The sequence below is a fragment of the Sphingomonas metalli genome (assembly GCF_014641735.1).
GTDB lineage: Bacteria > Pseudomonadota > Alphaproteobacteria > Sphingomonadales > Sphingomonadaceae > Sphingomonas > Sphingomonas metalli.
In genome coordinates this window covers 319,759-343,490 of sequence record NZ_BMIH01000002.1, presented here as the reverse complement: position 1 = coordinate 343,490, position 23,732 = coordinate 319,759, and the positions used below count along the sequence as shown (strand labels likewise).

Sequence of the window (23,732 nt, the reverse complement as noted above, 5' to 3'; positions counted from 1 at the left end):
ACCTTGAACGACGGGACCACGAGATCCGGGATCGCCGGTGGGCGCTCGCCAGCAGCTGCGGGCCGGTCTGAGTCGGTTCGGGGATGTGGCGGTGGAGAAGGTGGCGCACCCGACAGGGGGTCTGCAAAGCTGCAATAACAAGGACTTAGAGCGGCGGACCCCTGCCTTCGGACCAACGGATTTCTGCGGCATCCAGAAACCGTTGGCGAACCAAAAAACCGGCTTCGCGTTGCTCGAAAGCCGCATGGCGTTGGGTTATGCCCAGCGAGCAGACGGCTGGCCGGTAGGACCGGAGCTGATCCGTTATCGTGCGTGGTCATGCACCTCGCCGACTGTGCAACTGGTCGAGCTTCGCCGACGTGAGCGCGGCCGGCGCTTCGTCGTGCTGACCCTGTTCCCATTTCTGCGCACCGATCGGCGTCATCCGCCGTCACCGCCAATGACGCTCCACCGGGCGCGCCGGTTTGCATTCGCTCGTCTCCGCGCCCTTGCGCCGGATGGTCAGCTTGCATTCGGGCGGGGCGGCGGGATCGAGCTGTGCCGCGGCGGCGATCATATCGGCCTCGAGGTGATGCTATGACGCGCGGTGGCGAAATGCTGCACGCAGCGCTAGCCTATGCTGAACGTGGATGGCCGGTGTTCCCGTGTTCGCCGCGTGACAAGACGCCGTTGGTGAAGGCTGATCGTGGAGCGGACGGCAAGCCGGTAAAGGGGACCGGCGGGGTGCGCCGCGCGACGACTGATCGCGAGCAGATTGCTGCCTGGTGGCAGCGCTGGCCAGAGGCGATGATCGGGGTTGCGATGGGCGAGAACGGCCTGTTCGGCCTCGACTTCGACCCTCGCACCGACGCTGACACGGGCGAAGAGTGGACCCTTGATCGTCTAAAAGGCGAGCTGGAAGCACAGATCGGCGTTTCGCTCCCCGTGTCGCTTTCCGCCCGCACTCCATCGGGTGGCGTCCACGTCTATTTTCAGCAGCCGACTGTCGGCGAGCGGATCCGAAATCGCGGCAATCTGCCGCAGCACGTCGATGTGCGCGGCGCTGGCGGATATGTCATCGCCCCGCCCAGCCGAATGGCGGACGGCCGGAGCTATCGATGGCTGCGCGACGATGCCGACGCGGCGATCGTCCAGGCACCGGATGCGCTGATTACGGTTCTGCAAAGCCGCAAAGGTGCAAGCCGCGATGGTAAGCCAAGGCAAGGTGACGGGCGGCCCGGCGCAGAGCGCTACGCACTCGCCGCATTGGACGCGGAATGCGAGGCCGTCCGCAAGGCTCCGTCCGGGCAGCGGCAGGACGCCTTGAATCGTGGAGCCTTTGCCATCGGACAGCTGGTCGGGGCAGGTGCTTTGCCGGACGCTCCCTCCCGGATGGCCATCCTCGCTGCGGCTTTGGCAAATCCGGGGAACGACGATCAGCGGGTCATCGAGGCAACGATAGATAGTGGCTGGGTGGCTGGCGTCGCGCGGCCCCGCGACCTTTCTTCCGTTGGCAATCGCGCTCGATCCGCGCCGCGGCGTGCGCAATCCTCCCGATCCATCCCATCCTTCCACGGACGGGATGCCGATGCTGTCCATCGGGAGCTTTGCCGGCTGGCAATGACGGATCTCGGCAATGCGGAGCGCTTCGCGGCGCGCTTCGGCGATCGCGTCCGCTATGTCGATAAGTGGGGCTGGGTTGCCTATGATGGCCGGCGCTTCATCCACGACGGCGCGGAGGCGCTGATCGGCGGATGGGTGCAGGAGACCGTCCGCGCGATCCGTGACGAAGCTCGTTTAATGCGGGAAAGTGGTCGCCGCGACCTTGGCGAGGTGGACGCGCTAGACGAACTGGTCGAGACGAAGCGGGACGGCACGGAGGTGCTGCTTTCTGACAAGCTCGCCAGCTGGGCGCGAGCGTCCGAAAGCTCCAATCGTCTCGCCTGTATAGCCGGGATCGCCAAGAACCTGACGGGTGCTGGCCTGACGGTGCAGCCCGAGCATCTGGACCGCAATCCATTTTTGATCAACGTGACGAACGGCACGTTGGAGCTGATCCACCACGCCGAGGCGCCAGAGCCTTGGGCCGAGCTGTGCATCCGGCCGCACGATCCTGCGGACCTTATAACGCGGTTGATGCCCGTCGATTATCGTCCGGGTGCTGACTGCCCGATCTATGACCGCTTCATGGCCCGCGTGCAGCCGGCCGACGACATGCGTCGCTTTCTCCATCAATGGGGCGGGCTGTCCCTCACTGGCGACGTTTCCGAGCAGAAGCTGGTCTTTCATCACGGCAAGGGCGCGAACGGCAAGTCGACGCTGGTCGATACCTGGGCGACCATAGCCGGTGATTATTCGGGCACGGTGCCGATCGAGACGTTCCTCGATCAGGGGCGCAAGCGGAAGGGTTCGGATGCATCGCCCGACCTCGCGGCGCTGGTAGGCGTTCGGATGCTGCGCACGTCAGAGCCGGAGAAAGGCGCGAAACTTGCCGAAGCCCTGATCAAGCTGGCCACAGGGGGCGAGCCAATGCCGGTCCGCCGTCTGATGCGTGACCCGTTTGACCTGCATCCGGCCTTCAAGATGACGATCTCGGGCAACCATCGCCCTTCGATCAGCGGCGTCGATGACGGCATCTGGCGGCGTGTGCTGCTGGTGCCGTGGGACGTACAGATCCCGGATGCTGACAAGGATCGGCAGCTGGTCGCCAAAATGCGGCGCGAGGCGAGCGGTATCCTCAACCGATTGCTCGCGGGTCTCATCGACTGGCGGCTGCACGGCTTGCAGGAGCCCGCCAGTGTACGCGGCGCTACCGCCGACTATCGGGAGGCAAGCGATCCGCTTGGGCTCTTCCTTGCGGCCTGTACGGTCGAGGAGCGCGGCGAACGCGTACGATCATCGCAGCTGTACGCGCTGTTCAAGGCGTGGGCAACCGCCGCCGGCGAGCGCGAGTGGTCACAGAAGGGCTTCAGCACGGCCATGCTCGATCGCGGGCACCGGCGGAAGGAAAGCAACGGCATGTGGTGGATGGACCTGAAGATGGTCCGGGATCCTGCCGACTTCGACGACACCGATCGGGGTGGCGTGCCGGGCTTCCCGTCCGATCATCGTTCCCCGTTCCCCTCGGATTACGATCATGACGTGCCATAGTCCGCCCCTTTGCAAGGGTTCGTGCAAGGATAACGCAAGGGTTGGTGCAAGCATCAAACCGCAGATCTCTGCGGCTTTGCAAGGGTTGCAACAGTTCTGCGCACCCCTGCCTCACATGTATGCGCGTGCACATACGCGTCTGCGCATGCGCGTAGGATACCCCATTACCCTTGCAACCCTTCCAACCCTTGCAGTCGCAGACTGCAATCGGCGGAAAACCGCCATTCTTGGTTCGGGTGACCTGCAAGGGTCGCGCAAGGATCAGCCCATTTCTGCAAGCATCAAGGAGTCATGCCATGAGTGCACCGTCCATTCTCGCCCAGCAGCTCGCCCTCGCCGCCTTGGATACGGCCGCAACAGAGTCGGAAGCGATCAACGGCCTCATCGTTGGGGCGGCCATAATCCTCACGAAGCGCTTCGGTGGAGAAGTTGCGTCGGCGATGCTGCTGGAAATGGCGATCGAGGCGCACGTGTCGCTCTCCAGCGCCGGCATGACTGCGGAACCGACGCGCCACTGAGGGCGAGGGGGGTGGCCATGGGTCCTTCCTGGGGGCGCTGGCCTTCGGCGGTGTGGCTGAGCGCGGTCTCGCGCTGTTCAAGCCCGCTTCGCCTTTTTGAACTTGATGAACTGAACCGTTCACGGGGGGGCATTCGATGCTGACCGAGATCGTGCATGACTTCGACGAGAAGGCGGCGTCGCGCATTCTCGGGATCGCGCCTCGAACGCTGCGCCGGTGGCGCATGGCTGGGCTGGTCAGTCACTATCGGACTCCGACCGGCCGCATCCGATACACGACGGACGATCTACTTGCGCTTCAGCGGGCCGGACGAACACCTCTGGCAAGCAAGATGGCCGCAAATGGCCGCACGTGTCCGCAAATGGCCGCTTGTGTCCCGGTGACGCCGACCGACGACAAAGCGAGACAGGTGGCATGAGCTCGTCTAACTCTTCCATCCGCCAGCGCTACGCGAGTGTGGCTCCGACGTCGGCCTCGGCACCCCGCACCGCCCAGGCGCACATCGCCGACATGTTCGATCGATATTTCGCGGTACGCGGTCAGCGCGACCAAGGTCATGCCCCGCTGGCGGGGGAAAGGCTGGTGTCCGCGCCGCAGCGTACACGGGAATTGTCCCTGTCCCCGCAAAGCTGGAACGAGGCTGCGCGAACGGTCGACGTAATCTGGACTACCGGCGCGCGAGGTGCCCGCTTCAGCTGGGACACGCTCGATCTAGTGGATGAGGAATTGGCGACCGATTCCGCCAACGTTCGGCTCGATCGCCTGAACAGTGGGGCACCAGTCCTCAACACGCATCAAAAGGGGGACCTTGGCGCGCAGATCGGCACGGTTGTGCCGGGAAGCGCCCGCATGGCCGGCGGCAAAGGCATGGCGACCCTGAAGCTTTCTGATCGAGCCGACGTCGCGCCGATCGTCGCCGACATTGCCGCAGGCATCATTCGCAACCTGTCGGTGGGCTACACGGTCCACACCTTTGAGGTCGATCCCAAGGCCCGCCCTCGGCCGCTCTATCGGGCTGTCGATTGGGAGCCGACTGAGATCAGCTTCGTGCCCGTTCCATTCGATGCCGGCGCGCAAGTCCGCGACCTCTCGTTGGGTGACGCCAGCCCGTGCCTCATCCGCACCATTTCACAGCATCAGGAGCCTCAAACGATGTCCACCCCTTGGTATGCTCGCTTCACCCGTGGCCGCGAAGTCGCAACCCCGCCTGTGGCCCCGATGCCGCAGACGGCAACGCGCGACTATCAGCAGCAGCCGATCTCCTACGACCAGCCGGCAACGATCGGCTGGCTACGCAGCTATGTCGATACGGCGAGGTCGGCATATGATCTGCCTGCTGAGATCTGCGGCGATCTCGTTCTGGAGATGGCAGAGCGCCAGCTGAGTGAAGGCGACGCGCGGGATAGCTTGCTCCACATTGTCGCGGAGCGGCAGCGGCAGCAGACTTCCGGAGTCTCTCGTGTCGGCAGCGCCCTGGTAACTCCGAGCGGTTCGCCGTCGGCGAATGCCCTCGTCTTCGGTCATCGCACTTACGATGACCCCAACTTCCACGCCGGTGCCGTCGAGGACGCGCTGTTCGCGCGGATGAGCGGAACCGCGCCAAGCGATCAGGCTCGTGCCTTCATGAGTATGAGCATGGTCCAGATCGCCGGTGAGCTGCTGAGCCGATCCGGCGTCCACAACGTCAATCGTATGGCGCCGAACGATGTTCTGAATGCAGCCGCGTGGAACTCCGGCGGCGCGCGCTCCTACATGACCCGCGCCGATGGTCCTGCCGGCTACCACACCACCAGCGATTTCCCCGAGCTGCTGTTGGGCGCGGGCAATCGCTTCCTGCTCAACGTTTTTACGCAGGCCGAGTCGCCGCTGAAGCAGCTAAGCCGCCAGCGGCAGGCGCGGGATTTCCGGGCGATCAGCGGGCTTGAGCTTTCCGGCTTTAGTATCCTCCCCGAGGTGCCGGAGTCGGGCGAGATCAAGCACGGCACTTTCCGGGAACGCAAGGAGAGCTACGCCCTGCGTACCTTTGCGAAGCAGTTCGCGCTTTCCCGGCAAGCCATCATCAATGACGATCTCGCCGCTTTCGCGGATCCGATGGTGATCATGGCCCGCGCCGCGGCAGAAACCGAGGCCTCGCTGCTGGCGGATCTCGTTAATGGCAATCCGGTCATGTCGGACGGCATTCCGCTGTTCGATGCTCGGCACGGCAACGTCGCTGTCTCGGGCGGCGCTCCCAGCGTCGAGGCTCTAGACGCCGGCCGGCAGGCGATGCGTAAGCAGAAGGGCCTCGATGGGACGCCGATCGCACCCAAGCCCAAGTTCATCGTCTCCGGCATCGAGAATGAGACGACGATCGAGAAGCTGATGACCGGATTGACCGCAGGGACGGCCGATGCCGCTAATCCCTTCGCCGGCAAGCTGGTGCCTGCCGTCGATCCGCGGCTCGCGCCCAAGGCGTGGTATCTGTTCGGCGACCCAGCCACGTCGCCGACGCTCGAACATGCCTATCTGAACGACCAGACCGGCCCGGTGGTCGAGCAGAAGGACGGATGGGACGTCCTGGGTACGCAGTTCCGCGTCTATATGGATTTCGGGGCCGGCGCGGTCGACTGGCGGGGCGCGTACAAGGATGCCGGCGCGGCCGGCTGACGGAAAGCGAAGCGCGGATAGTCGCGGTAGATCAGGGCCGCGCTCGGGCTTGCATCCCGGCATTCACCCTGACGCGACGGCCACATGGCAGGCCGGAAGCCGGCGAGGCTCGATACTCCGAGTTACCTCGCCGGCAGCCACAGCGAGGATGGTGCGCATGGAACAAGGCGATCGAACGATCGATAGCAGGGATCTGGCGGCTTGCTTTCGACTGCGGCACCATAATGTGCTGGCGAAGGTAGATCGTGTGTTACAGCAATGCCCGGCCGCGGCTTCTCATATCATCTTTCAAAAATACCCAGTAAAAGCCGGCATTGGCGGGACACGCTATACTCGACACGCCGTTATTGATGCAAAGGGGTTCATGCTAATCGCTATGACTCTACCTTCGACGCAGCGTGAGCTGGCGTTGAACTTGTTGCTCCGTCTGCTTGAGGACGAAAATACGTAGATCTCCTGAAGCATTCAAAGCATGGATGCAAAAAAATTAACTGGTTAGCCTGCGATATTGCGCATGAAGTAAGTCGGCGCATCTCATGGGTTGTAAATCGACTGCCGGTAGGCCATTCTTACCAGGTGGCATGCAAAAAGATTGCAGGTCTTGTCGGATTGCTTGGATAGCGGGGCCAGATTCGCCGTAAACTGTGCCAAGAAACGTCGTCGCTCCTACGCCAGTCTGCGGATCAATCAATTCCAAATTTTGGCGATGGTAACCAAATCCAAGAAACACTATGTTGCTGGCTTTTTCAATTAGCCTGCGCATAGCTAATATTTCTTCAGTCTCCTCCATCTTCTCAGTGAAAGTACGAAGTGATTGGCTGAAAGAAGCTAATTTTCCGAATGGGATACTCCCATATGGTGTACCTTCGCCATTTCCTCGGAAATCCACTGTGCCAAGAGAACCGTAGGGATGATAGACCGTGAGAGCTCCGGCAAGCTTCAGAGCGTCATCTCGATCAAAGCCGTAGGCGGCTTGGAGTATACTTGGGACAGCTACCTCAACCGACCGATCATAATTAAAGTTTATAATTGAGATATTCGTAAAGATTTCGTCGGCGTTGCTTCGCCGTACATCGGTCGTAAGCATTTGCCCGAATGGGTACAGCCACGTGTCTGCCAGTCCTTCTATATTGTACAGGCTGTTCAGGGATGGCATAGCTTGTAGCGGGCTTTTCTCTTCCGCCGCGGCGATCGTGACACCAATAGCTATCTTTGCGATGAAATCCATCAAGGGTTCGTCATCATTCTGATCGATGACATTGTCGATTGACCGGCCTATCAACGAGGCATTACGTATTCTTTCGCAACAATAATAAAAACGCCGCCAAGAAGCTTGAGGATCGCCCGTTGATACGCCATTAAAGGAGTGTCGAAGGTAGTCTCTGCCAGCAATTGAATTATCGTTGCCATCGCCGAAGTCAAGTAATTCGGCAATTTGTTTCAGCAAGCCGGCGCCACTAGGGAACTTCAACTCAGCGCTCGCTCCCGCGCCGACGATCAATACTGTTGGCGAACGGATCATCTATCTAGCGCTTTACTCAAGATTATCCTAATAGCCTCAGGTCGATTGACAGCGGCGGTCTGCGACGCCCTCCATTCGTCGAGCGCGGCGAGCAGTGCGGGCGGTAGTCGCAGATTTATGGCGGTCGATCCAACTGGAGGCCGGCCCACCTTATTTTTGGCACCATCATTTGACATCGTAGATTGATGGTGTCAGATAAAGCGAGCCGACGCAAGGATTAGGCCCCAAGCGTCGGCTCTGACCAATCGCACGGAGCTATACCCATGCAACAGGCTGATCGCGCGCATAGCGCCACCGACGCGCTTGCGTCACCTGGAAATGACCGGGAGATTTCCACCTCACGTCGCACCGCTTTGGTCGGTTTGACCATCGGTGCGGCTTCGGCCGCACTGCTCGCTTCGTCGCGAGCCGGGGCGGAACAATCGGCTAGTGTCTCCGCTCCCATGCGTGCAGCACTAGAGGCTGAGAAGCGGGCCGAACGGCAATCCGAAACTTACCATGACCAAGTCTACGTACCTGCAAGGCGTAGATTGGACGATAGTGAGCGCGCCATCCCGCATGTTGTATATGACATAAACAAGATGCACGGGGTGTACGCTGTCTGGAGTACGGCCTCCGCAGGGGACGTAACCCACTGCAAGCGCGTGGTGAGTAACGAAGCTTATTGTGACGATCGCAAGCGACCAGCTCGTGAATTTCTGGCGATAGTTGAGAAGCGGGAAGAGAAGCTTGCGAGCCTCCGAGCGACGAGTGGCTTTGACGAGATTTACGAGCGAAGCGATCGGCTCGCGGACCGGGCCTATCGTGCTGCTGTCGCTGTAATCGAGCTGCCCTCCCAATCGCTGCAGGACCTCTGCGCTAAGGTCGAGTTGGCAGAGAGGCGGTTCGATACGGACGGGTGGGTCTGGGAGGCCGTTGTGGCCGATATCAGGCGGCTGGCATGATGTCGTTAGTCGGCTTGAAGTCGGCGTTCTTTTCCGTTGAGGCCTTGACGATAATTGTTCAAGCTGGCACTAGCGTTGTGCAGTCAACGAAAGCCCATACTATGTCGCTTCACGCTTCCATGTTTCAGAACCTCCGCGCGGGTCCGGTCATGGCGGGTGTGGGTGTCAACAGTAGCACCGTTCGAGCTTGGATCAGGAACAATGGTCTTAAGTTGAGTGATGATCGTGGCGCGTTAGATAAGCGGCCGCTTTATGACCTTGCAGATGCGGGCCGGCTGTATCTCATGCGGATCCTTACCACGCGCCTTGGAATGCCTGCGCAGCTGGCGGCCGACGCGACCAATGCAGCGACGCTGATAATCGAGGGGCTGGCAGCTTGGCAAAAGCTGCGCATGGACGGCGGGGAGTCGGCGGTCGCACCGGATCAGTGGATAATGGTTTTGGGCGGATTGGACGGCACGTCAGCGCCAAGCTTCTACACGGCTGATGTCGTAAAGGAACGCGGCTTCGTGATTGCCGAGGTTTTCGTGGATCTCCGAGCCGTGGTCCGCATGGCTCTCGAGGGTCTGTGTAACGTGCTCGGTGTCTCCGTTTTCGACCTTCCGAGGGAGGACGACTGATGGCTGATCGCGCCGTTGCAAAGCAAGCAGACCTTGAACGGACTCTCAAAGCGATCCGTAAAGCCGGCTATCCAACCGCTCGCGTGATTATGGAGCCTGGCCGCACCACCATCGTCGCTGGACCGGCCGAGGGCGCTACCCAGCCCAATACCTGCGATGAGCTGTTCGGATGACGCGCAAGAAGTGGCTGCCCGACAACGTTACCTCTTATCCCGATCGTCACGGGAAGATACGCTATCGGTGGCGGAAAAAGGGCTTCAAGCCGTATCCGTTCAAGCACGAGCCAGGGACCGAAGGATTTCTTGCCGAGCTGCGCGCGTGTGAGGATGGCATTGCCGCACCAGTGGTCGAGGCGGGTGTCGATCGCATCAAGTCGGGTACGTTCGATGATTTGCTGCGGCGCTATTATCGATCTCCCGACTTCCTTGATCCCGGCCCGCGCACACAGGTCGTATATCGAGGCGTCTTAGAGCGCTGGCGCGCACGCGTGGGCAAGAGCGGCAAGCGATATGGTGAGGCGATGGTGCGCGATCTGCACGCGCGTCACGTCGAAAAGATGCTCGCAGAAATGCTGCCGCATCGTACCGCTGCCAACATGTTGCGGAAGCGGCTGTCAGCGCTGATGAAGTTCGCGGTTCGCATCGATATGGCATCGTCGAACCCCGTTGCAGCGACCCGTCCTTTCAAGGTCGAAAGCGCCGGCTTCCACACATGGACCGACGAAGAGATCGAGGCGTACGAGAGCCGCCATCCTGTCGGTACAACCGCACGGCTGGCACTCGACCTCATGTTGTGGACCGGTCAACGTGGCGGCGACGCGCGCACGATGGGTCCGAGCAACATTCGCGATCGTCGGCTGGTAGTCACTCAGGAGAAAACCGGCGTCACCGTTTCCCTCCCGATCCTGGCTCCGCTCGCAGCGTCCATTCTGGCGACCCCGCTGACCGGCTTGGTGTTCATCATGAGCGAGCATGGCAGGCCGTACACGCAGAAGGGCTTCGGCAACAAAGTGCGCCAGTGGTGCGACGAGGCGGGCTTGCCGCAATGCTCCGCGCACGGCTTGCGAAAAGCCGCAGCGCGCCGATTTGCCGAGGCCGGATGCTCAAATCAGATGATCAAGGCGTGGACAGGTCATACGACCGATAGCGAGGTCGCTCGCTACACGGCCGCGGCCAATCAGCAGCTGCTTTCGGACGCTGCCGGCGACCAGCTGATGGCGAACCTTCGCGAAAGGTTAGCCAACGTTTCGGCTAAGTCGCTGAAAGGCGGCGCATAAATGGAGAAGGTGGCGCACCCGACAGGATTCGAACCTGTGGCCTCTGCCTTCGGAGGGCAGCGCTCTATCCAGCTGAGCTACGGGTGCGTGGGCGTCGCGACTAGCAAAGGCTGGCGGGTTGCGCCAGCCTCTATTCTCGCGCCGCGCCTTTACCGAAGTTCAGGCGGCAGCCGTCCGGCGGGCGAGGCTCGCGCGCCGGCCATAGGCGACATAGACGGCGAGCCCGATCGCGTTCCAGATGGCGAAGCGGGTCAGGGTCGTCGAGGGCAGGCTCCACAGCAGGTAGAGGCAGCCGAGCACCGCGCCGGTCCCCACCACATAGGGGGCGGGGCAGCGGAACAGACGGGCCGCATGCGGCGCGGTCCGGCGCAGGACGATCAGGCACACGCCCACCGAGATGAAGGCGATCAGCGTCCCGGCATTCGCCAGCTCGGCGATCTCGTCGAGGCGGAAGAAGCCTGCGACCAGCGCGATCGACGCCCCGGTCAGCAGCGTGATCCGCGTCGGCGCGCCGGTGCGCGGGCTCACCGTGGCGAGGCGGGCGGGCAGCAGCCCGTCCCGCGCCATCACGAAGAAGATGCGGCTCTGCCCGTACATCATCACCAGGATCACCGAGGGCAGCGCGACCACCGCGGCGAGCGCGATCAGATAGGCCGCCTGCGGCTCGCCCAGCGAGCGGAGGACCAGCGCCAGCGGCTCGGGCGAATTGGCCAGCTGGCGGAAGGGGAGGGCGCCGACCGCGGTCACCGCCACCGCCATATAGATGGCGGTGCACAGCAGCATCGAGCCGACGATGCCGATGGTCAGGTCGCGGCCGGGATTCTTCGCCTCCTCGGCGGAGGTCGCCACCGCGTCGAACCCGTAAAAGGCGAAGAAGACGATCGCCGCCGCCGCCATCACCCCGCGCTGGGTGCCGCCCACCTCGGTCGAGCCGAAGCCATAGGGCATGAAGGGGTGGAGATTGGCGCCGTCGAAGGCGGGCAGCGCGAAGACGACGAAGACGGTGAGCGCGACCAGCTTGACGATGACGAGGACGATGTTGAGCGTCGCGCTCTCGCGCGTGCCCGCCACCAGCATGCCCATCACCGCCAGCGCGACCAGCACCGCGGGCAGGTTGATGAGCCCGCCGCCATGCGGTCCGGAGAGCAGGGCGGGGGGCAGGGTGACGCCGATCGCCTGGATCCATCCGACCAGATAGCCCGACCAGCCGACCGCGACGGTCGAGCAAGCCAGCGAATATTCGAGGATCAGGCTCCATCCCACGATCCAGGCGATCGTCTCGCCCAGCGCGGTATAGCTGAAGGTATAGGCGCTGCCCGCCGCCGGGATCATCGTCGCGAGCTCGGCATAGGCCAGGGCGGCGCAGGCGCAGACCGCGCCCGCGATGGCGAAGGCCAGGATCACCGCCGGGCCGGCGCGCTCGGCACCGACGCCGGTCAGCGTATAGATGCCGGTGCCGACGATCGCGCCGACCCCCAGCGCGACTAGATGCGGCCAGCTCAGCGTCTTGGCGAGCGCCTGTCCCTCTGGCGCATGGGCGCCGAGTGGCTTGCGCGGTCCGGTGATCGACATGTTCCCCCCTCTGGTCGTGAAATACAGGGCCCCGCGTGGTTCGCGGTGGCGCTTATTGTTCGGTCGCGGCGAACTGCGCGCGCAGGTCGAGCAGCGTCCCCTCGATATGGCGGTGCATCAGCGTTTCGAGCGCCGCGCCGTCGCGCGCCATCCACGCATCGATCAGGTGCCGATGCTCCAGATGCGCGCGCGCATCGCGCCCGGCGGGCTCGAGATGGGCGACGACATAGCGTTCGGCGAGGATCGCGAGCCGCTCGACCAGCTGGGTGGTCAGCAGCCGCCCCGCCGGACGGACCAGCGCCGTGTGGAAGTTGCGGTTGCGCACCGCGACCTGGGCGAGGTCGCTGTTCGCCGCCTCGTCGAGCGCATGGAAGGCGGCGAGCGCATCGGCCCGCGCAGGATCGTCGGCCGCCTCCGCGCCGCGGGCCGCGGCGGCGGGCTCGATCGACAGGCGCAGCGCATAGATCTCGTCGGCCTGCTCGGCCGACATCGCGCGCACCGTATAGCCGCGATTGGCCTGGCTGACGAGCAGCCCTTCCTGTTCCAGCCGCGCCAGCGCCTCGCGAAGCGGGATCTTGCTGACCCCCAATTCCGTCGCCAGCGCATCCTGGCGGATCGGCGCGTCGTCGCGCAGCCGGCCTGTGACGATCCGTTCGCGAACGATCTCGAAGACCTGGTCGGACAGGGTGCGGACGACGATGCCGGTGGGCACGATCAGGGTTTCTCCACTTATGGGACGCGGGCGACCCCGAAAGGGCGGCCCCGTGTCATCGAACCGCAAAGCCTTTCCAGAATGGATCGGCGCGATCAATCCATATCGTGTTGAAGCCGGTCGCGATCGCGGAGCCCTCGACCGACGGGACGATCGCCGGGATCCCGTCCACCTCGGTCGCCGTCTCGACCCGGCCGATGAAGCGGCTGCCGATATAGCTTTCGTGGACGAAGCGGTCGCCCGGCTTGAGCACGCCGCGATCGGCGAGATGGGCGAGGCGTGCCGACGTGCCGGTGCCGCACGGGCTCCGGTCGATCGCGCCCTCGCCGTAGAAGACGGCGTTGCGGCCGTCCGCGGCTCCATCCGCCCCGCCGCCCCGCGGCGCGTCCGCCCAGAGCACGTGGCTGACGCCGCGGATCGTCGGGTCGAGCGGGTGCACGGGCTCGATCGCCGCCTGCATCGCCGTGCGGACCCGCCGGCCCATTTCGACCAGCCATTCGGCGCCCATCGCGTCCAGGCCCTTATAGGCCCCCTGCGGCTCGACGATCGCGTAATAATTGCCGCCATAGGCAAGGTCGACGGTCAGCGGCCCGATCCCCTCCACCTCGATCGCGATGCCGCGCGCGGCGACATAGGCGGGGACGTTGGTGATGCGCACGCCGGTCACCCTCTCGCCCTCGACGCTATAGGCGATGTCGATCACGCCGGCGGGCACCTCCACCCGCAGCCGGCCGGGCTCGCGCGGGGTGATCAGGCCATGTTCCAGCCCGAAGGTGATCATCCCGATCGTGCCGTGGCCGCACATCGGCAGGCAGCCGCTCGTCTCGATGAACAGGATGCCGATGTCCGTATCTTCCTGGGTCGGCGGATAGAGGAACCCGCCCGACATCATCGCATGGCCCCGCGGCTCGAAGCAGAGGCCGGTGCGGATCCAGTCGAACCGCTCGAGGAAGTCCTGCCGCCGCTCCGACATCGATCCGCCGCGCAGCAACGGCGCGCCGCCCGCCACGAGGCGCACGGGGTTCCCCGCGGTGTGGCCGTCGATGCAGAAGAAGGTGTGGCGCATGGGGTAGGATGTCCGTGTGATCCAGGCGGGGCGTACTCACGGCCCTCACCCTTCCGACGCTACGCGCCTCCCTCCCTCTCCCGATGGGAGAGGGAAGGGGCCCGCTGCCGGAGGCAGTGGGAAGGGTGAGGGCCACCGTTGATGATCGGCCGGCCCCGACCCGTCGACGTCACGCCGCCTTGGCCAGCGTCAGCGTCGGCCGCGTCGCGGCGGCCTGCTCGACCATCGCGATCACCTCGGCGCGGCGCTCGCCTTCCAGCACGTAGCGCGGCGGCAGCACGCGCTCGGAGCCGCGGCCCATCACCTGCTCGGCGAGCTTGATCGACTGGACCAGGTCATGCTCGGCATCGAGGTGGAGGAGCGGCATGAACCAGCGATAGATCTCCATCGCCTTGCCATGGTCGCCGCGCTTGAAGGCGTTGACCAGCTCGACCGATTCCTTGGGGAAGGCGTTGGTCAGGCCCGATACCCAGCCCTGCGCGCCGAGATAGAGGCCCTCCAGCGCCACGTCGTCCAGCCCCGCGAACAGTACGAAGCGATCGCCGAACCTGTTCTTCACATCGCTGAAGCGGCGCGTGTCGGGGGCCGATTCCTTGATGGCGACGATATTGGCGACGTCGGCGACCAGGCCCAGCACCTCATTGTTGATCTGGGTGCGATAGGCGGGCGGGTTGTTGTAGAGCATGATCGGCAGCGCCGTCTTCTCCGCCACGCCGCGGAAGTGCGCCGCCAGCTCCTTCGCCTTGGGCACATAGACCATCGGCGGCAGGAGCATCAGCCCGTCGGCGCCGGCCTTCTCGGCCGCCTGGGCATAGCCGACCGCGCGCCGCGTGTCGTATTCCGAGACGCCCGTCACCACCGGCACGCGCTTGTCGACCGCCTCGACGATCGCGGTCAGCACCTCGATCTTTTCCTCGAAGGTCAGCGAGTTGTTCTCACCCACCGTGCCCAGCGCGATGACCCCGGTCACCCCGTCGCGGATCAGATCGTCGACCACGCGCTGCGTGTCGGCCAGATCGATCGATAGGTCCTCGCGGATTTGGGTCGTCACTGCGGGGAAGACCCCCTGCCAATCGATGCTCACTCTGCAATACCCCGTACTTGTCTCTCAAAATCGTATACGATAGGCAGGCGCCATGATCAAGCCGGAAACCGTCCCTTTGGGTAAGTATTTGTGACTGTTGCGGTCATCGGCGGAGGCATCGTCGGCCGCACGATCGCACTGGCGCTCGCACGCGCCGGCGAGAGAATCGTCCTCGTCGACCCGGCGGGCGAGGCGGTACCCGCTTCCTGGGGCAATGCCGGCCATATCGCCACCGAGCAGGTCGCGCCGCTCGCCTCGCCCGCCACGATCAGAAGCCTGCCGCGCCGGCTGTTCGCCCTGGGCGGCGCGCTCGATCTTCCGCTGTCGCAGGCGAACGCCTGGCTTCCGTTCGGCCTGCGGCTGATCGCGGCGGCGCGGCCGGCGCGCTTCGCGGCCGGGACGGAGGCGCTGGGCTCGCTGCTCGCCGAAGCGATGCCGGCGTGGCGGCGGCTGGTCGGCGCGCTCGGTGCGCCCGGGCTGCTGCGCGAGGAGGGCCATTTCGTCGCGTGGGAACGTGCCGCCAGCGCGGCGGCGGGGCGCGCCCATTGGGCCGGGGCGGAGACGGGAACAGCCAGTTTCGCACCCGTCTGCGCTGCCGATCGCGCGCGGCTCGACGCGCTGAGCCCGCACGTCGCTGACGCGATCCGCTTCAGCGGCAGCGGCCAGATCGGCGATCTCGATGCGCTGGCGGCGGCGCTCGATCGCGCGCTCGACGCCGCGGGGGTCGCGCGGATCGCGCAGCTCGCCACGCTGACCCGGGCCGGGCGCGGCGTGGCGATCGCCGCAATCTCCGCCGACCGTATCGTGGTCGCGGCGGGCACGGGCTCGGCCGCGCCGATGCGGATGGCGGGGCACCGCGTGCCGATCATCGCCGAGCGCGGCTATCACGTCCGCGCCGCCGCCGATCGCTGGCCCGCCGACCTGCCGCCCGTGGTGTTCGAGGATCGCTCGATCATCGTCACGCGCTACGCCGATTCGGTGCAGGTCGCCGGCTTCGTCGAGTTCGGCCGCGCGGATGCCCCGCCGGACCCGCGCAAATGGCAGCGGCTGGAGCGGCACGCCGCCGCGCTCGGCCTGCCGATTGCCGGTCCGTTCCGCCGGTGGATGGGCGCGCGGCCGACCCTACCCGACTATCTGCCGGCGATCGGCCGCTCGACTGCGGCGGACAATCTGTTCTACGCCTTCGGCCACCAGCATCTGGGGCTCACGCTGGCGCCGGTCACCGCCGAGCTGCTGGCTGCCGCCATGGCCGGCGCATTGCCCGCCATCGACCTTGCCCCCTTCGCGATCGAGCGTTTTGGAAGGATTGACGCATGACCATCGGCACCTCCGACGTCGCGACGCAACTGGCCGCGATCCGCCCGCCCGCCACCCGCGTGCCGCCGATCGCCGCCGAGGAATATCGCGCGCGGCTGGACAAGGCGTGCGCCCTCATCGCGGCCGCGGGGGCGGGCGCGCTGCTCGTCCATACCGGCGCCAGCCTGCGCTATTTCACCGGCGTGCCCTGGGGCGCGACCGAGCGGATGGTGGCGCTGCTGCTGCCGGTCACGGGCGAGCCGGTGATGATCTGCCCGCATTTCGAGCGCGGCTCGCTGGAGGCGGACCTTGCGATCGCCGCCGATCTGCGCCTGTGGGAGGAGGATGAGGACCCGGTGGCACTGGTCGCCGACGCGGTGCGGGGGGCGGGCGGCGGCACGGTCGCGGTCGATCCGCTGATGCCGTTCGCCTGGATGGAGCGGCTGCGCGCCGCGGGTGCGACGCTGGTCGACGGCGCCCCGGTCATCGACGGCTGCCGCATGGTGAAGTCGCCCGCGGAGCTCGCCTGCCTCGCCGAGGCCAAGGCGATGACGCTGGAGGTGCAGGCGCGCGCCGCCGCGATCCTGCGCCCCGGCATCCGCGCCAGCGAGGTGATCCGCTTCATCGACGCGGCGCATCACGCGATCGGCGGCGGCGGCTCCTTCTTCTGCGCCGTCCAGTTCGGCCGCGCCACCGCCTTTCCGCACGGCCTTCCCGGCGATCAGGCGCTTGAGGAGAACCAGCTCGTGCTGATCGACACCGGTTGCCGCGTCCATGGCTATCATTCGGATATCACGCGGACCTACGCCTTCGGGCAGGTCGCGCAGGAGATCCGCGACATCTGGGCGATCGAACATGAGGCGCAGGCCGCCGCCTTCGCCGCCGCCGCCCCCGGCGTTCCCTGCGAGGCGGCCGACGCCGCCGCGCGCCGGGTGCTGGAGGGCGCGGGACTCGGCCCCGACTATCGCCTCCCCGGCCTGCCGCACCGCACCGGCCACGGCATCGGCCTGTCGATCCATGAGCCCGCCAATCTGGTGCGGGGGGACCGGACTCCGATGGCGCCGGGCATGTGCTTCAGCAACGAACCCATGATCGTCGTGCCCGACCGCTTCGGGGTGCGGCTGGAGGATCACTTCCATGTCACCGAGACGGGTGCGGCCTGGTTCACAGAGCCGCAGCCCTCGATCGACCGGCCCTTCGGGTGAGGGGGCGCTGCAATAGATCTGAACGTCATTCCAAGATCTGGACGTCATCCCAGCGAAGGCTGGATCTCGCCGTGATCGCGCGCAGGCAGGAGCGGCAAGAGGCCCCAGCCTACGCTGGGGCGACGAGCTAGGAAGCTCGATCAGGCTCGCCCCTACTTCCCCGCAAACGGCCCCTTGCCGCCCTCTGCGATGAACCGGTCGACCCGCGCGTCGACCATCGGCAGCGGTACCGAGCCCAGGCTCAGCATCGCATCGTGGAAGGCGCGGATGTCGAACTTCGCGCCCAGCGCCTTTTCCGCCTTCGCCCGTCCGTCCAGAAAGGCGAGTTCGCCCATATAATAGCTCAGCGCCTGACCCGGCCAGGCGATGTAGCGGTCGACCTCGGTGGTGATCTCGTGGTTCGACAGCGCGGTATTGTCGCGCAGGAAAGCCTGCGCCTGTTCGCGGCTCCAGCCCTTGGCATGGAGGCCGGTGTCCACCACCAGCCGCGCCGCGCGCCACATCTGGTAGCTCAGCATCCCGAACCGCTCATAGGGCGTGTGGTAGAGGCCCATATCCTCCCCCAACGCTTCGGAATAGAGCGCCCAGCCCTCGCCATAGGCCGAGATGTACGTCTCGCGCCGATAGTCGGGCAGCCCCTCCAGCTCGCTGGCGAAGGGCATCTGCCACGCATGGCCGGGCGCGCTCTCGTGCAGGGTCAGTGCGGGCAGCGAATAGAGCGGGCGCGACGGCAGGTCGTAGGTGTTGACGAGATAGATGCCCGGCCCGCCGCGCCCGCCGGTATAGAAGGGGGCAAGGTCCGCCGGCACCGGCTCGATGGCGAAGCGCGCGCGGGGCAGACGGCCGAAATATTGCGCGGCCTTGCCGTCGAACTCCTTGGCGGTCCACGCCGCGCGGTCGAGCAGCGCCTGCGGGGTCTTGACGTAGAATTGCGGATCGGTGCGCAGGAAGTTGAGGAAGCCGGCGAAATCGCCCTGCCACTTCACGTCGCGCATCACCGCATCCATCCGCGCGCGGATCTTGGCGACTTCCGCCAGCCCGATCGCATGGATCTGCTCGGCGGTCAGGTCGCGCGTCACGAACTCGCGGATCTTGGCGGTGTAATAGGCGCGCCCATCGGGCAGGTCATAGGCCGCCAGCGTCTTCCGCGCGCCGGGAATATAGTCGTCGCGCAGAAAGGCGAGCAGCGTCGCATGGGCCGGCACGACCGCGCTCGCGATCACCCGCTTCGCCTCGGATCGCAGCGCCGCCTGCGTCGCGGCGGGGATGGTCGCGGGCATCGACTTGAACGGCGCATAGAAGGGCGACTCATCGCTCGCTCCCGCCTTCACCACCTCGGCGACGCCGATGTCGCGCCCCTGCAGCGTCACCTGCGGCGGGGTGAATCCGCGCTTCAGCCCGGCCCGCATATTGGCGATGTTCTGGTCGAAATAGCGCGGAATGTCCGCCAGCACCCGCAGATAGCCGCGATAGGCGGCTTCGTCGCGATAGGTAGCGCGGCTGGCGTAGCCGAGATCGATCCAGAAGCTCGAATCGGCGTTGAGCGGCTTTTCGTAGTCGCGATAGCGTTGCTCGGCGAGCAGCGCCTCCACCTGGCCACGATAGACGGTGTAGTTGTCGCGCGCGGCGGGCGACAGCGTCTTCGGGTCGATGGCGTCGAGCGCCGCGAGCGTCTCGGTCCAGCGCTTCGTCTTGGCCGCCTGCATCGCCGGGCCGACATCGGGCAGGCCGCGCTGCTCGTCCTTGGGGGTATTCTCGTCCGATGCCGACAGCGTACCGCGCCACTTATACTCGGCCTCCGCCAGCGTGTTGAAACGGGCGTCGGCAGATTGGGCGGCGAGCGGCGCGGGCAACGCCGCGGCGAGGAGCAGGGCGGCGAGCAGCGGCTTGGCGGTCATCGGCTTTCCTTCGTGACGGCGTCGATATCGGCGATCAGCTGGCGGGGGACATGCACCCCCTCGGCCAGGCTCACCGCGCGCGCGGCATGGCGGCGCGATCCCGGCAGACGCGCACCCTGTTCTTCGATCGACGCGAACAGCGCCTCCGCCCGGGCGAGATGCTCCGCCGCCGCCGCGCCCAGAAAGCCCGCCGGATCGATCGCGATGATCAGCTCGCCGCCGATCGGCGAGCCGCCGCGGCCGGCATCCTTCGCGATCGATTCCGCGCTGGTCAGGTCGCCGATCAGCGGCCCGGCGATCAGCTCGACCATCGCCGCCAGCGCCGATCCCTTGTGTCCGCCGAAGGTCCGCATCGCGCCGGCCAGCACCTCCTCGGCGACGGTGGTCGCGCTTCCGTCGGGAGCGTGACCCCAATCCGGTGGGACCGGCTTGCCGGCGCGGCGGTGCAGCTCGATCTCGCCGCGGGCGACCATGCTGGTCGCGAAGTCGAACACGAAGGGCATGCCGCCCGGTCGCGGCCAGCCGAAGGCGATCGGGTTGGTGCCGAAGACCGGCTTGGTCCCGCCGGCCGGCGCCACCCAGGCATGGCTCGGCGTGCAGGCGAGCGCGACCAGCCCGTCCTCGGCCAGCGCCTCCACTTCCGGCCAGAGCGCCGCGAAATGCACGACGTTGTTGAGCGCCATCGCCGCGATGCCGCAGGTCCGCGCCGCCTCCGCCAGATGCGGGCGGCCGCGGTCGAAGGCAAGCTGCGCGAAGCCGCCGCCGCCGTCGACCCGGATCAGCGCCGGGGCGGGTCGCGACAGGACCGGCACCGCATCGGGCACCACGACGCCCTTGGCGACGCTCTGCGCCGCGACGAGCAGGCGGTAGATGCCGTGGCTGGCGCAGCCGTCGCGCTCGCCCGCGACCATCGTCTCCGCCACCGCCTCGACATGGGCGGGCGACAGGCCGACGCGGGTCAGGGTCGCACGGGCATAGTCGCGGACGTCGTCGAGCGACATAAGGATGGTCTCGTTCGCGCGCATGCACCTGTCCGTTGGTCGTCGATATCGTATACGATAGAGGGGCGGGATCGCCTGTCAATCGACCGGCTGCCCCCCCGAACCGCAAACGATCCGCCGGCGCAGTGCCGGCGGATCGCTCCTCATGCTCCAGAGCAGGATGACCCCATAGTGACCCGTTCGTGCTGAACGAAGTCGAAGCACGGTCAAGTCGCAGGCCCTTCGACGGCGCTCGGGGCGAACGGTCGGGGGTGGGTCAGCGCCAGATCATCTTGCTCAAGCCTGGCATCAGAACGCGGCGGTCAGCCCGAAGAAGAAGGACCGGCCGGCGACGTCGTAGAAGCCCGGATAGGTGTTGCCGTTGCCGAAGCTCGCCAGCAGCCCCTGCGCGATCGCGGGCGGATCCTTGTCGAACAGGTTGTTGACGCCGGCGCGGAAGTCGAGCCCTTCGGTGATCTTCACCGAGGTGGTGAGGTCGAAGTAATTGTAGGCGGGCAGCTTGGCATTGAGCTTGTAGGTGCTGCCGGTCAGGAACGGATCGCTGGTGTTCAGCGACAGTGCCGTGCCGCCGATATAGCGCCAGTTGACCGAGAAGGTGCCGATGCCGTCGGCCGTGGTCCAGGTCAGCCGCGCCTGGTGGCGCCATTCGGGCGAGGGCTGGCCGCACGTGCCGCCGAACAGGCCCTTGCAGTCGTAGGAGCCCAGCCCCGGCAGCGGCTCGGTGATCAGGTCGTGCAGCCAGGTGCCGACGAAATCGAGGTTGAAGCGACCGATCCCCGTGCGCTGGGTGTAGTTCAGCCCGATGTCGAGGCCGCTGGTCTTCAGCGAACCGGTGTTCTGCGTCGTCGACAGGATATAGCCGGCGGTATTGGCGTCGCCGCCGAACAGCACGCCGTTGCGCGGATTCCGGTTGAACAGCGAGCAGAAGAAGGGATCGCCGCTCGAAATGCACTGGCTGATCGCCAGCGTCACCGGGATCGAGCTGATATAGTCCTTCACCTTGATGTGGAAGTAGTCGACCGACATCGACAGGCCGCGCAGGAAGCGCGGGGTCAGCACCAGCCCGGCGGTGTAGGTATCCGCCTCTTCCGGTTTCAGCGCCGGATTGCCGCCGAAGAAGCCGGTGCACTGCTCGCTGGGGCACTCGATGATGTTGCCATATTGCGCCGCGGTCACGCCGGTGCGCTGGCACTGGGCGAGCGTGGCCTGGGGCCTGGCGCCGGCGCAGGGATCCTGCGTCGTGACGTTACCCGGCTGCTGGGCGCTGAACAGCTCGGAGATGTTGGGCGCGCGGATCGCGCGGTTATAGCCGGCGCGCAGCCGCAGGTCGCGCGAGGGCGCCCAGGCCAGCTCGCCCTTGTAGGTCGAGATATAGTCGTCGTTGTTGCTGTACTTGGAGAGGCGATAGCCGCCGGTCAGCGACAGCTCCTCGAAGAAGCGCTTGCCTTCCACCAGCGGCACGCGAACCTCGGTGAACAGCTCGGAGACGTTGAAGCTGCCGGCGATCTCCTTGGTGCCCTTGGCCAGCGCCAGCGCGTCGGCCTTGAACTCCAGGCTCTCGTGGCGGCGCTCGACGCCGACCACCGCGCTGATCCCATGTTCGGCCCAGGGCAGGGTCGCGCCGAAGGCGCTGCCGTCCACCGTCACCGCCGCATTGAGCACCGTCTCCTTGTCGATCCCGCGCGTGCTGGTCGGCGCGTAGATGTAGTTCAGCGCCTCGGCCGAGGGGCCGCGATACTGGAAGACGTTGAGCGGGACGCAGGCGGTGTCGGACTTGTCGATCACCGACAGGCAGGTCGGCACGCCGTTGACGTTGACGACCTTCAGCGCCTTGTTGGCCTTCGCCGGATCGATGTCGTTCGAATAGGTCTCGTTGAACAGCACCGTCGAGAACAGCGCGTTCGCGTCGTAGCGGATGCCCGGCGCGATCTCGCCGCGCACGCCGCCGGTGAAGCGATAGTCGGTGTGGCGCAGATCGTCGCGTCGCGGCTGGGCGGGCGCGGCCACCGGGCGATAGCCGATATAGACGTCCTTCTGCGCGGCGGTGCCGTAATCCGCGCCGCACAGCAGATTGCCCTGCTGCGCGCTCAGCAGCGGATTGTTGCAGTTGATGTTGTAGGTATAGCCCTGGAACAGCGCGGACGGCGCCACCTGCGAATTGGTGCGGTCGTCCATGAACATGAAGCTGCCATAGACGTCGGCGGCCGGCGTGACCTCGTAATGGGCGAAGGCGCCGGCGGTGTAGCGGGTGTCGTTGCGCTGGAAGTAGTTGAGCGGCGCGTAATTGTAGCGGAAGCTGCTGTCATACGGCACCCAGGTCTTCGACCCGTCGCGCGTGTTGTTGTAGCTGCCGCCGCTCAGCGGCGAGAAACGGCCATATTCGTTGTTCGACGATCCACCGCAGACGAAGCCGTCGAGCGCATCGTTGGGATCGAGCGCGCAGGCCGAGACGTCGCGGTTGTACTGGAGGATCGGCTTGACATTACGATAGCCGAAATAGGCGGTCACATTGCCCTTGCCGTCTTCCAGATTGGCGCCGAACGCGATGTTCGCGTCGAGCCGCTGCCCGTCGACCGGAGAGGGCAGGGCGGTATTGAAGCCCGAGGAGCGGACCAGCGCCCGCCGGTCGGCATTGTCGTTCCGGTGGTTGGCGAAGCCATATTGGACGTCGGCCCGCACCCCGCTCAGATCGTCGCGCAGGATGAAGTTGATGACGCCCGACACCGCGTCCGAGCCATAGACGGCCGAGGCGCCGCCGGTGACGACGTCGACCCGCTGGACGAGCGCCGAGGGGATGAGGTTGAGGTCGGTCGCCTGGATCGGCAGCAGGCGCTGGCCGTTGACCAGCACCAGGTTCCGGTTGCTGCCCAGGTTGCGCAGGTTGACCCGGGCGGTGCCGTCGGCGCCGTTCGACACATTCTCGTTCGAATCGGGCGTGATCTGCGGCAGCCGGTTGAGGACGTTCTCGACATTGGTCGCGCCCTGCAGCCGGATCTCCTCGGCGCCGACGGTGGTGATCGGGCTGTTGCTCTCCATGCCGGGCACCTGGAGGCGCGAACCGGTGACGACGATCTGGTCGTCTCCCGCCTCGCCGGCCTGGGTCGCCTGGGTGGTCGCCTCCGTCTGCGCGGATGCCGGCATGCTGAGACCGATGGCCACGGCGAAGGCCGCGGAGTTGCACAAAAACGCAGTCGAAATCGAACGCATTGTCGCCCCCAATCGTTATGATTGGATGACAAATAC

General features: G+C 65.7%; 19 protein-coding genes and 1 tRNA gene. 11 read left to right on the top strand and 9 right to left on the bottom strand.

The genetic code is table 11. From position 1 onward, the window contains the following. Positions 1-91 precede the first annotated feature (91 nt). From IEX18_RS07845 to IEX18_RS07820, 6 genes are all read left to right on the top strand, one after another. Positions 92-580, top strand: coding sequence for a hypothetical protein (locus IEX18_RS07845; RefSeq protein ID WP_188658176.1), 489 nt, complete (start codon positions 92-94; stop codon positions 578-580). After that, entirely contained in the window at positions 577-3,129 is a 2,553-nt protein-coding gene (locus IEX18_RS07840) for a phage/plasmid primase, P4 family (protein ID WP_188658175.1), read from the top strand. The genes IEX18_RS07845 and IEX18_RS07840 overlap by 4 nt, the downstream gene beginning before the upstream one ends. 296 nt (positions 3,130-3,425) lie before the next feature. After that, positions 3,426-3,647 carry a hypothetical protein gene (locus IEX18_RS07835; RefSeq protein WP_188658174.1) on the top strand — a complete coding sequence of 74 codons (222 nt, stop codon included), beginning with the start codon at positions 3,426-3,428 and terminating at the stop codon, positions 3,645-3,647. A 136-nt stretch (positions 3,648-3,783) separates the two neighbouring features. Then, complete coding sequence (locus IEX18_RS07830; protein ID WP_188658173.1) at positions 3,784-4,065, top strand: MerR family transcriptional regulator; 282 nt, start codon at positions 3,784-3,786, stop codon at positions 4,063-4,065. Continuing rightward, on the top strand, positions 4,062-6,293 hold the full coding sequence (locus IEX18_RS07825; RefSeq protein ID WP_229664435.1) for a prohead protease/major capsid protein fusion protein: 2,232 nt from the start codon (positions 4,062-4,064) through the stop codon (positions 6,291-6,293). Before IEX18_RS07830 ends, IEX18_RS07825 begins: the two co-directional genes overlap by 4 nt. Positions 6,294-6,450: 157 nt before the next feature. After that, complete coding sequence (locus tag IEX18_RS07820; protein ID WP_188658171.1) at positions 6,451-6,744, top strand: Rha family transcriptional regulator; 294 nt, start codon at positions 6,451-6,453, stop codon at positions 6,742-6,744. Between the two features lie 36 nt (positions 6,745-6,780). Here the strand turns inward: IEX18_RS07820 and IEX18_RS07815 are convergent, their stop codons facing one another. Further along, the gene (locus tag IEX18_RS07815) at positions 6,781-7,815 is read right to left on the bottom strand and encodes a hypothetical protein (protein WP_188658170.1); all 1,035 of its coding nucleotides are present in this window, start codon (positions 7,813-7,815) and stop codon (positions 6,781-6,783) included. A gap of 1,063 nt (positions 7,816-8,878) precedes the next feature. Between IEX18_RS07815 and IEX18_RS07810 the strand changes: the two genes are divergently transcribed. From IEX18_RS07810 to IEX18_RS07800, 3 genes are read left to right on the top strand one after another with little or no spacing between them, the layout of a single operon-like run. Next, positions 8,879-9,379 (top strand): hypothetical protein, encoded by a 501-nt coding sequence (locus tag IEX18_RS07810; protein WP_188658169.1) that lies wholly within the window; start codon positions 8,879-8,881, stop codon positions 9,377-9,379. Then, positions 9,379-9,552 carry a hypothetical protein gene (locus IEX18_RS07805; RefSeq protein ID WP_188658168.1) on the top strand — a complete coding sequence of 58 codons (174 nt, stop codon included), beginning with the start codon at positions 9,379-9,381 and terminating at the stop codon, positions 9,550-9,552. Before IEX18_RS07810 ends, IEX18_RS07805 begins: the two co-directional genes overlap by 1 nt. Next, on the top strand, positions 9,549-10,655 hold the full coding sequence (locus IEX18_RS07800; protein ID WP_188658167.1) for a tyrosine-type recombinase/integrase: 1,107 nt from the start codon (positions 9,549-9,551) through the stop codon (positions 10,653-10,655). The genes IEX18_RS07805 and IEX18_RS07800 overlap by 4 nt, the downstream gene beginning before the upstream one ends. A 10-nt stretch (positions 10,656-10,665) precedes the next feature. On the opposite strand, the gene IEX18_RS07795 is transcribed toward IEX18_RS07800, so the two are convergent. The 5 genes from IEX18_RS07795 to IEX18_RS07775 form a co-directional block, all read right to left on the bottom strand. Further along, a tRNA-Arg gene (locus tag IEX18_RS07795) sits at positions 10,666-10,742 on the bottom strand. A 72-nt stretch (positions 10,743-10,814) separates the two neighbouring features. After that, positions 10,815-12,227 (bottom strand): amino acid permease, encoded by a 1,413-nt coding sequence (locus tag IEX18_RS07790; protein WP_188658166.1) that lies wholly within the window; start codon positions 12,225-12,227, stop codon positions 10,815-10,817. Positions 12,228-12,279: 52 nt separating this feature from the next. Continuing rightward, on the bottom strand, positions 12,280-12,939 hold the full coding sequence (locus tag IEX18_RS07785; RefSeq protein WP_229664434.1) for a GntR family transcriptional regulator: 660 nt from the start codon (positions 12,937-12,939) through the stop codon (positions 12,280-12,282). A gap of 55 nt (positions 12,940-12,994) precedes the next feature. Beyond that, complete coding sequence (locus IEX18_RS07780; RefSeq protein ID WP_188658165.1) at positions 12,995-14,005, bottom strand: 4-hydroxyproline epimerase; 1,011 nt, start codon at positions 14,003-14,005, stop codon at positions 12,995-12,997. A 169-nt stretch (positions 14,006-14,174) separates the two neighbouring features. Next, positions 14,175-15,089, bottom strand: a complete 915-nt coding sequence (locus IEX18_RS07775) for a dihydrodipicolinate synthase family protein (RefSeq protein ID WP_188658164.1) — start codon at positions 15,087-15,089, stop codon at positions 14,175-14,177. Between the two features lie 90 nt (positions 15,090-15,179). Between IEX18_RS07775 and IEX18_RS07770 the strand changes: the two genes are divergently transcribed. Next, on the top strand, positions 15,180-16,406 hold the full coding sequence (locus IEX18_RS07770; protein ID WP_188658163.1) for an NAD(P)/FAD-dependent oxidoreductase: 1,227 nt from the start codon (positions 15,180-15,182) through the stop codon (positions 16,404-16,406). After that, positions 16,403-17,590 (top strand): M24 family metallopeptidase, encoded by a 1,188-nt coding sequence (locus tag IEX18_RS07765; RefSeq protein WP_188658162.1) that lies wholly within the window; start codon positions 16,403-16,405, stop codon positions 17,588-17,590. The genes IEX18_RS07770 and IEX18_RS07765 overlap by 4 nt, the downstream gene beginning before the upstream one ends. Before the next feature lie 152 nt (positions 17,591-17,742). Here IEX18_RS07765 and IEX18_RS07760 read toward each other — a convergent pair whose 3' ends face one another. The 3 genes from IEX18_RS07760 to IEX18_RS07750 all read right to left on the bottom strand — a co-directional run bounded on the left by IEX18_RS07760 (position 17,743) and on the right by IEX18_RS07750 (position 23,630). Next, entirely contained in the window at positions 17,743-19,488 is a 1,746-nt protein-coding gene (locus IEX18_RS07760; protein WP_188658161.1) for a DUF885 domain-containing protein, read from the bottom strand. Next, a complete protein-coding gene (locus tag IEX18_RS07755) occupies positions 19,485-20,513 on the bottom strand; it encodes an Ldh family oxidoreductase (RefSeq protein ID WP_188658160.1) in 1,029 nt (342 codons plus the stop codon). The genes IEX18_RS07760 and IEX18_RS07755 overlap by 4 nt, the downstream gene beginning before the upstream one ends. 264 nt (positions 20,514-20,777) lie before the next feature. Next, positions 20,778-23,630: a TonB-dependent receptor domain-containing protein gene (locus IEX18_RS07750; RefSeq protein WP_229664433.1), complete on the bottom strand. Its 2,853-nt coding sequence runs from the start codon at positions 23,628-23,630 to the stop codon at positions 20,778-20,780. Positions 23,631-23,732: the final 102 nt, after the last annotated feature.

Bases quoted from the DNA above. Each gene is read 5' to 3' on its own strand.
- IEX18_RS07840 (WP_188658175.1), top strand. From the start codon at position 577: ATGACGCGCGGTGGCGAAATGCTGCACGCAGCGCTAGCCTATGCTGAA.
- IEX18_RS07835 (WP_188658174.1), top strand. From the start codon at position 3,426: ATGAGTGCACCGTCCATTCTCGCCCAGCAGCTCGCCCTCGCCGCCTTG.
- IEX18_RS07830 (WP_188658173.1), top strand. From the start codon at position 3,784: ATGCTGACCGAGATCGTGCATGACTTCGACGAGAAGGCGGCGTCGCGC.
- IEX18_RS07825 (WP_229664435.1), top strand. From the start codon at position 4,062: ATGAGCTCGTCTAACTCTTCCATCCGCCAGCGCTACGCGAGTGTGGCT.
- IEX18_RS07820 (WP_188658171.1), top strand. From the start codon at position 6,451: ATGGAACAAGGCGATCGAACGATCGATAGCAGGGATCTGGCGGCTTGC.
- IEX18_RS07815 (WP_188658170.1), bottom strand. From the start codon at position 7,815: ATGATCCGTTCGCCAACAGTATTGATCGTCGGCGCGGGAGCGAGCGCT.
- IEX18_RS07810 (WP_188658169.1), top strand. From the start codon at position 8,879: ATGTTTCAGAACCTCCGCGCGGGTCCGGTCATGGCGGGTGTGGGTGTC.
- IEX18_RS07805 (WP_188658168.1), top strand. From the start codon at position 9,379: ATGGCTGATCGCGCCGTTGCAAAGCAAGCAGACCTTGAACGGACTCTC.
- IEX18_RS07800 (WP_188658167.1), top strand. From the start codon at position 9,549: ATGACGCGCAAGAAGTGGCTGCCCGACAACGTTACCTCTTATCCCGAT.
- IEX18_RS07790 (WP_188658166.1), bottom strand. From the start codon at position 12,227: ATGTCGATCACCGGACCGCGCAAGCCACTCGGCGCCCATGCGCCAGAG.
- IEX18_RS07780 (WP_188658165.1), bottom strand. From the start codon at position 14,005: ATGCGCCACACCTTCTTCTGCATCGACGGCCACACCGCGGGGAACCCC.
- IEX18_RS07765 (WP_188658162.1), top strand. From the start codon at position 16,403: ATGACCATCGGCACCTCCGACGTCGCGACGCAACTGGCCGCGATCCGC.
- IEX18_RS07760 (WP_188658161.1), bottom strand. From the start codon at position 19,488: ATGACCGCCAAGCCGCTGCTCGCCGCCCTGCTCCTCGCCGCGGCGTTG.
- IEX18_RS07755 (WP_188658160.1), bottom strand. From the start codon at position 20,513: ATGCGCGCGAACGAGACCATCCTTATGTCGCTCGACGACGTCCGCGAC.
- IEX18_RS07750 (WP_229664433.1), bottom strand. From the start codon at position 23,630: ATGCCGGCATCCGCGCAGACGGAGGCGACCACCCAGGCGACCCAGGCC.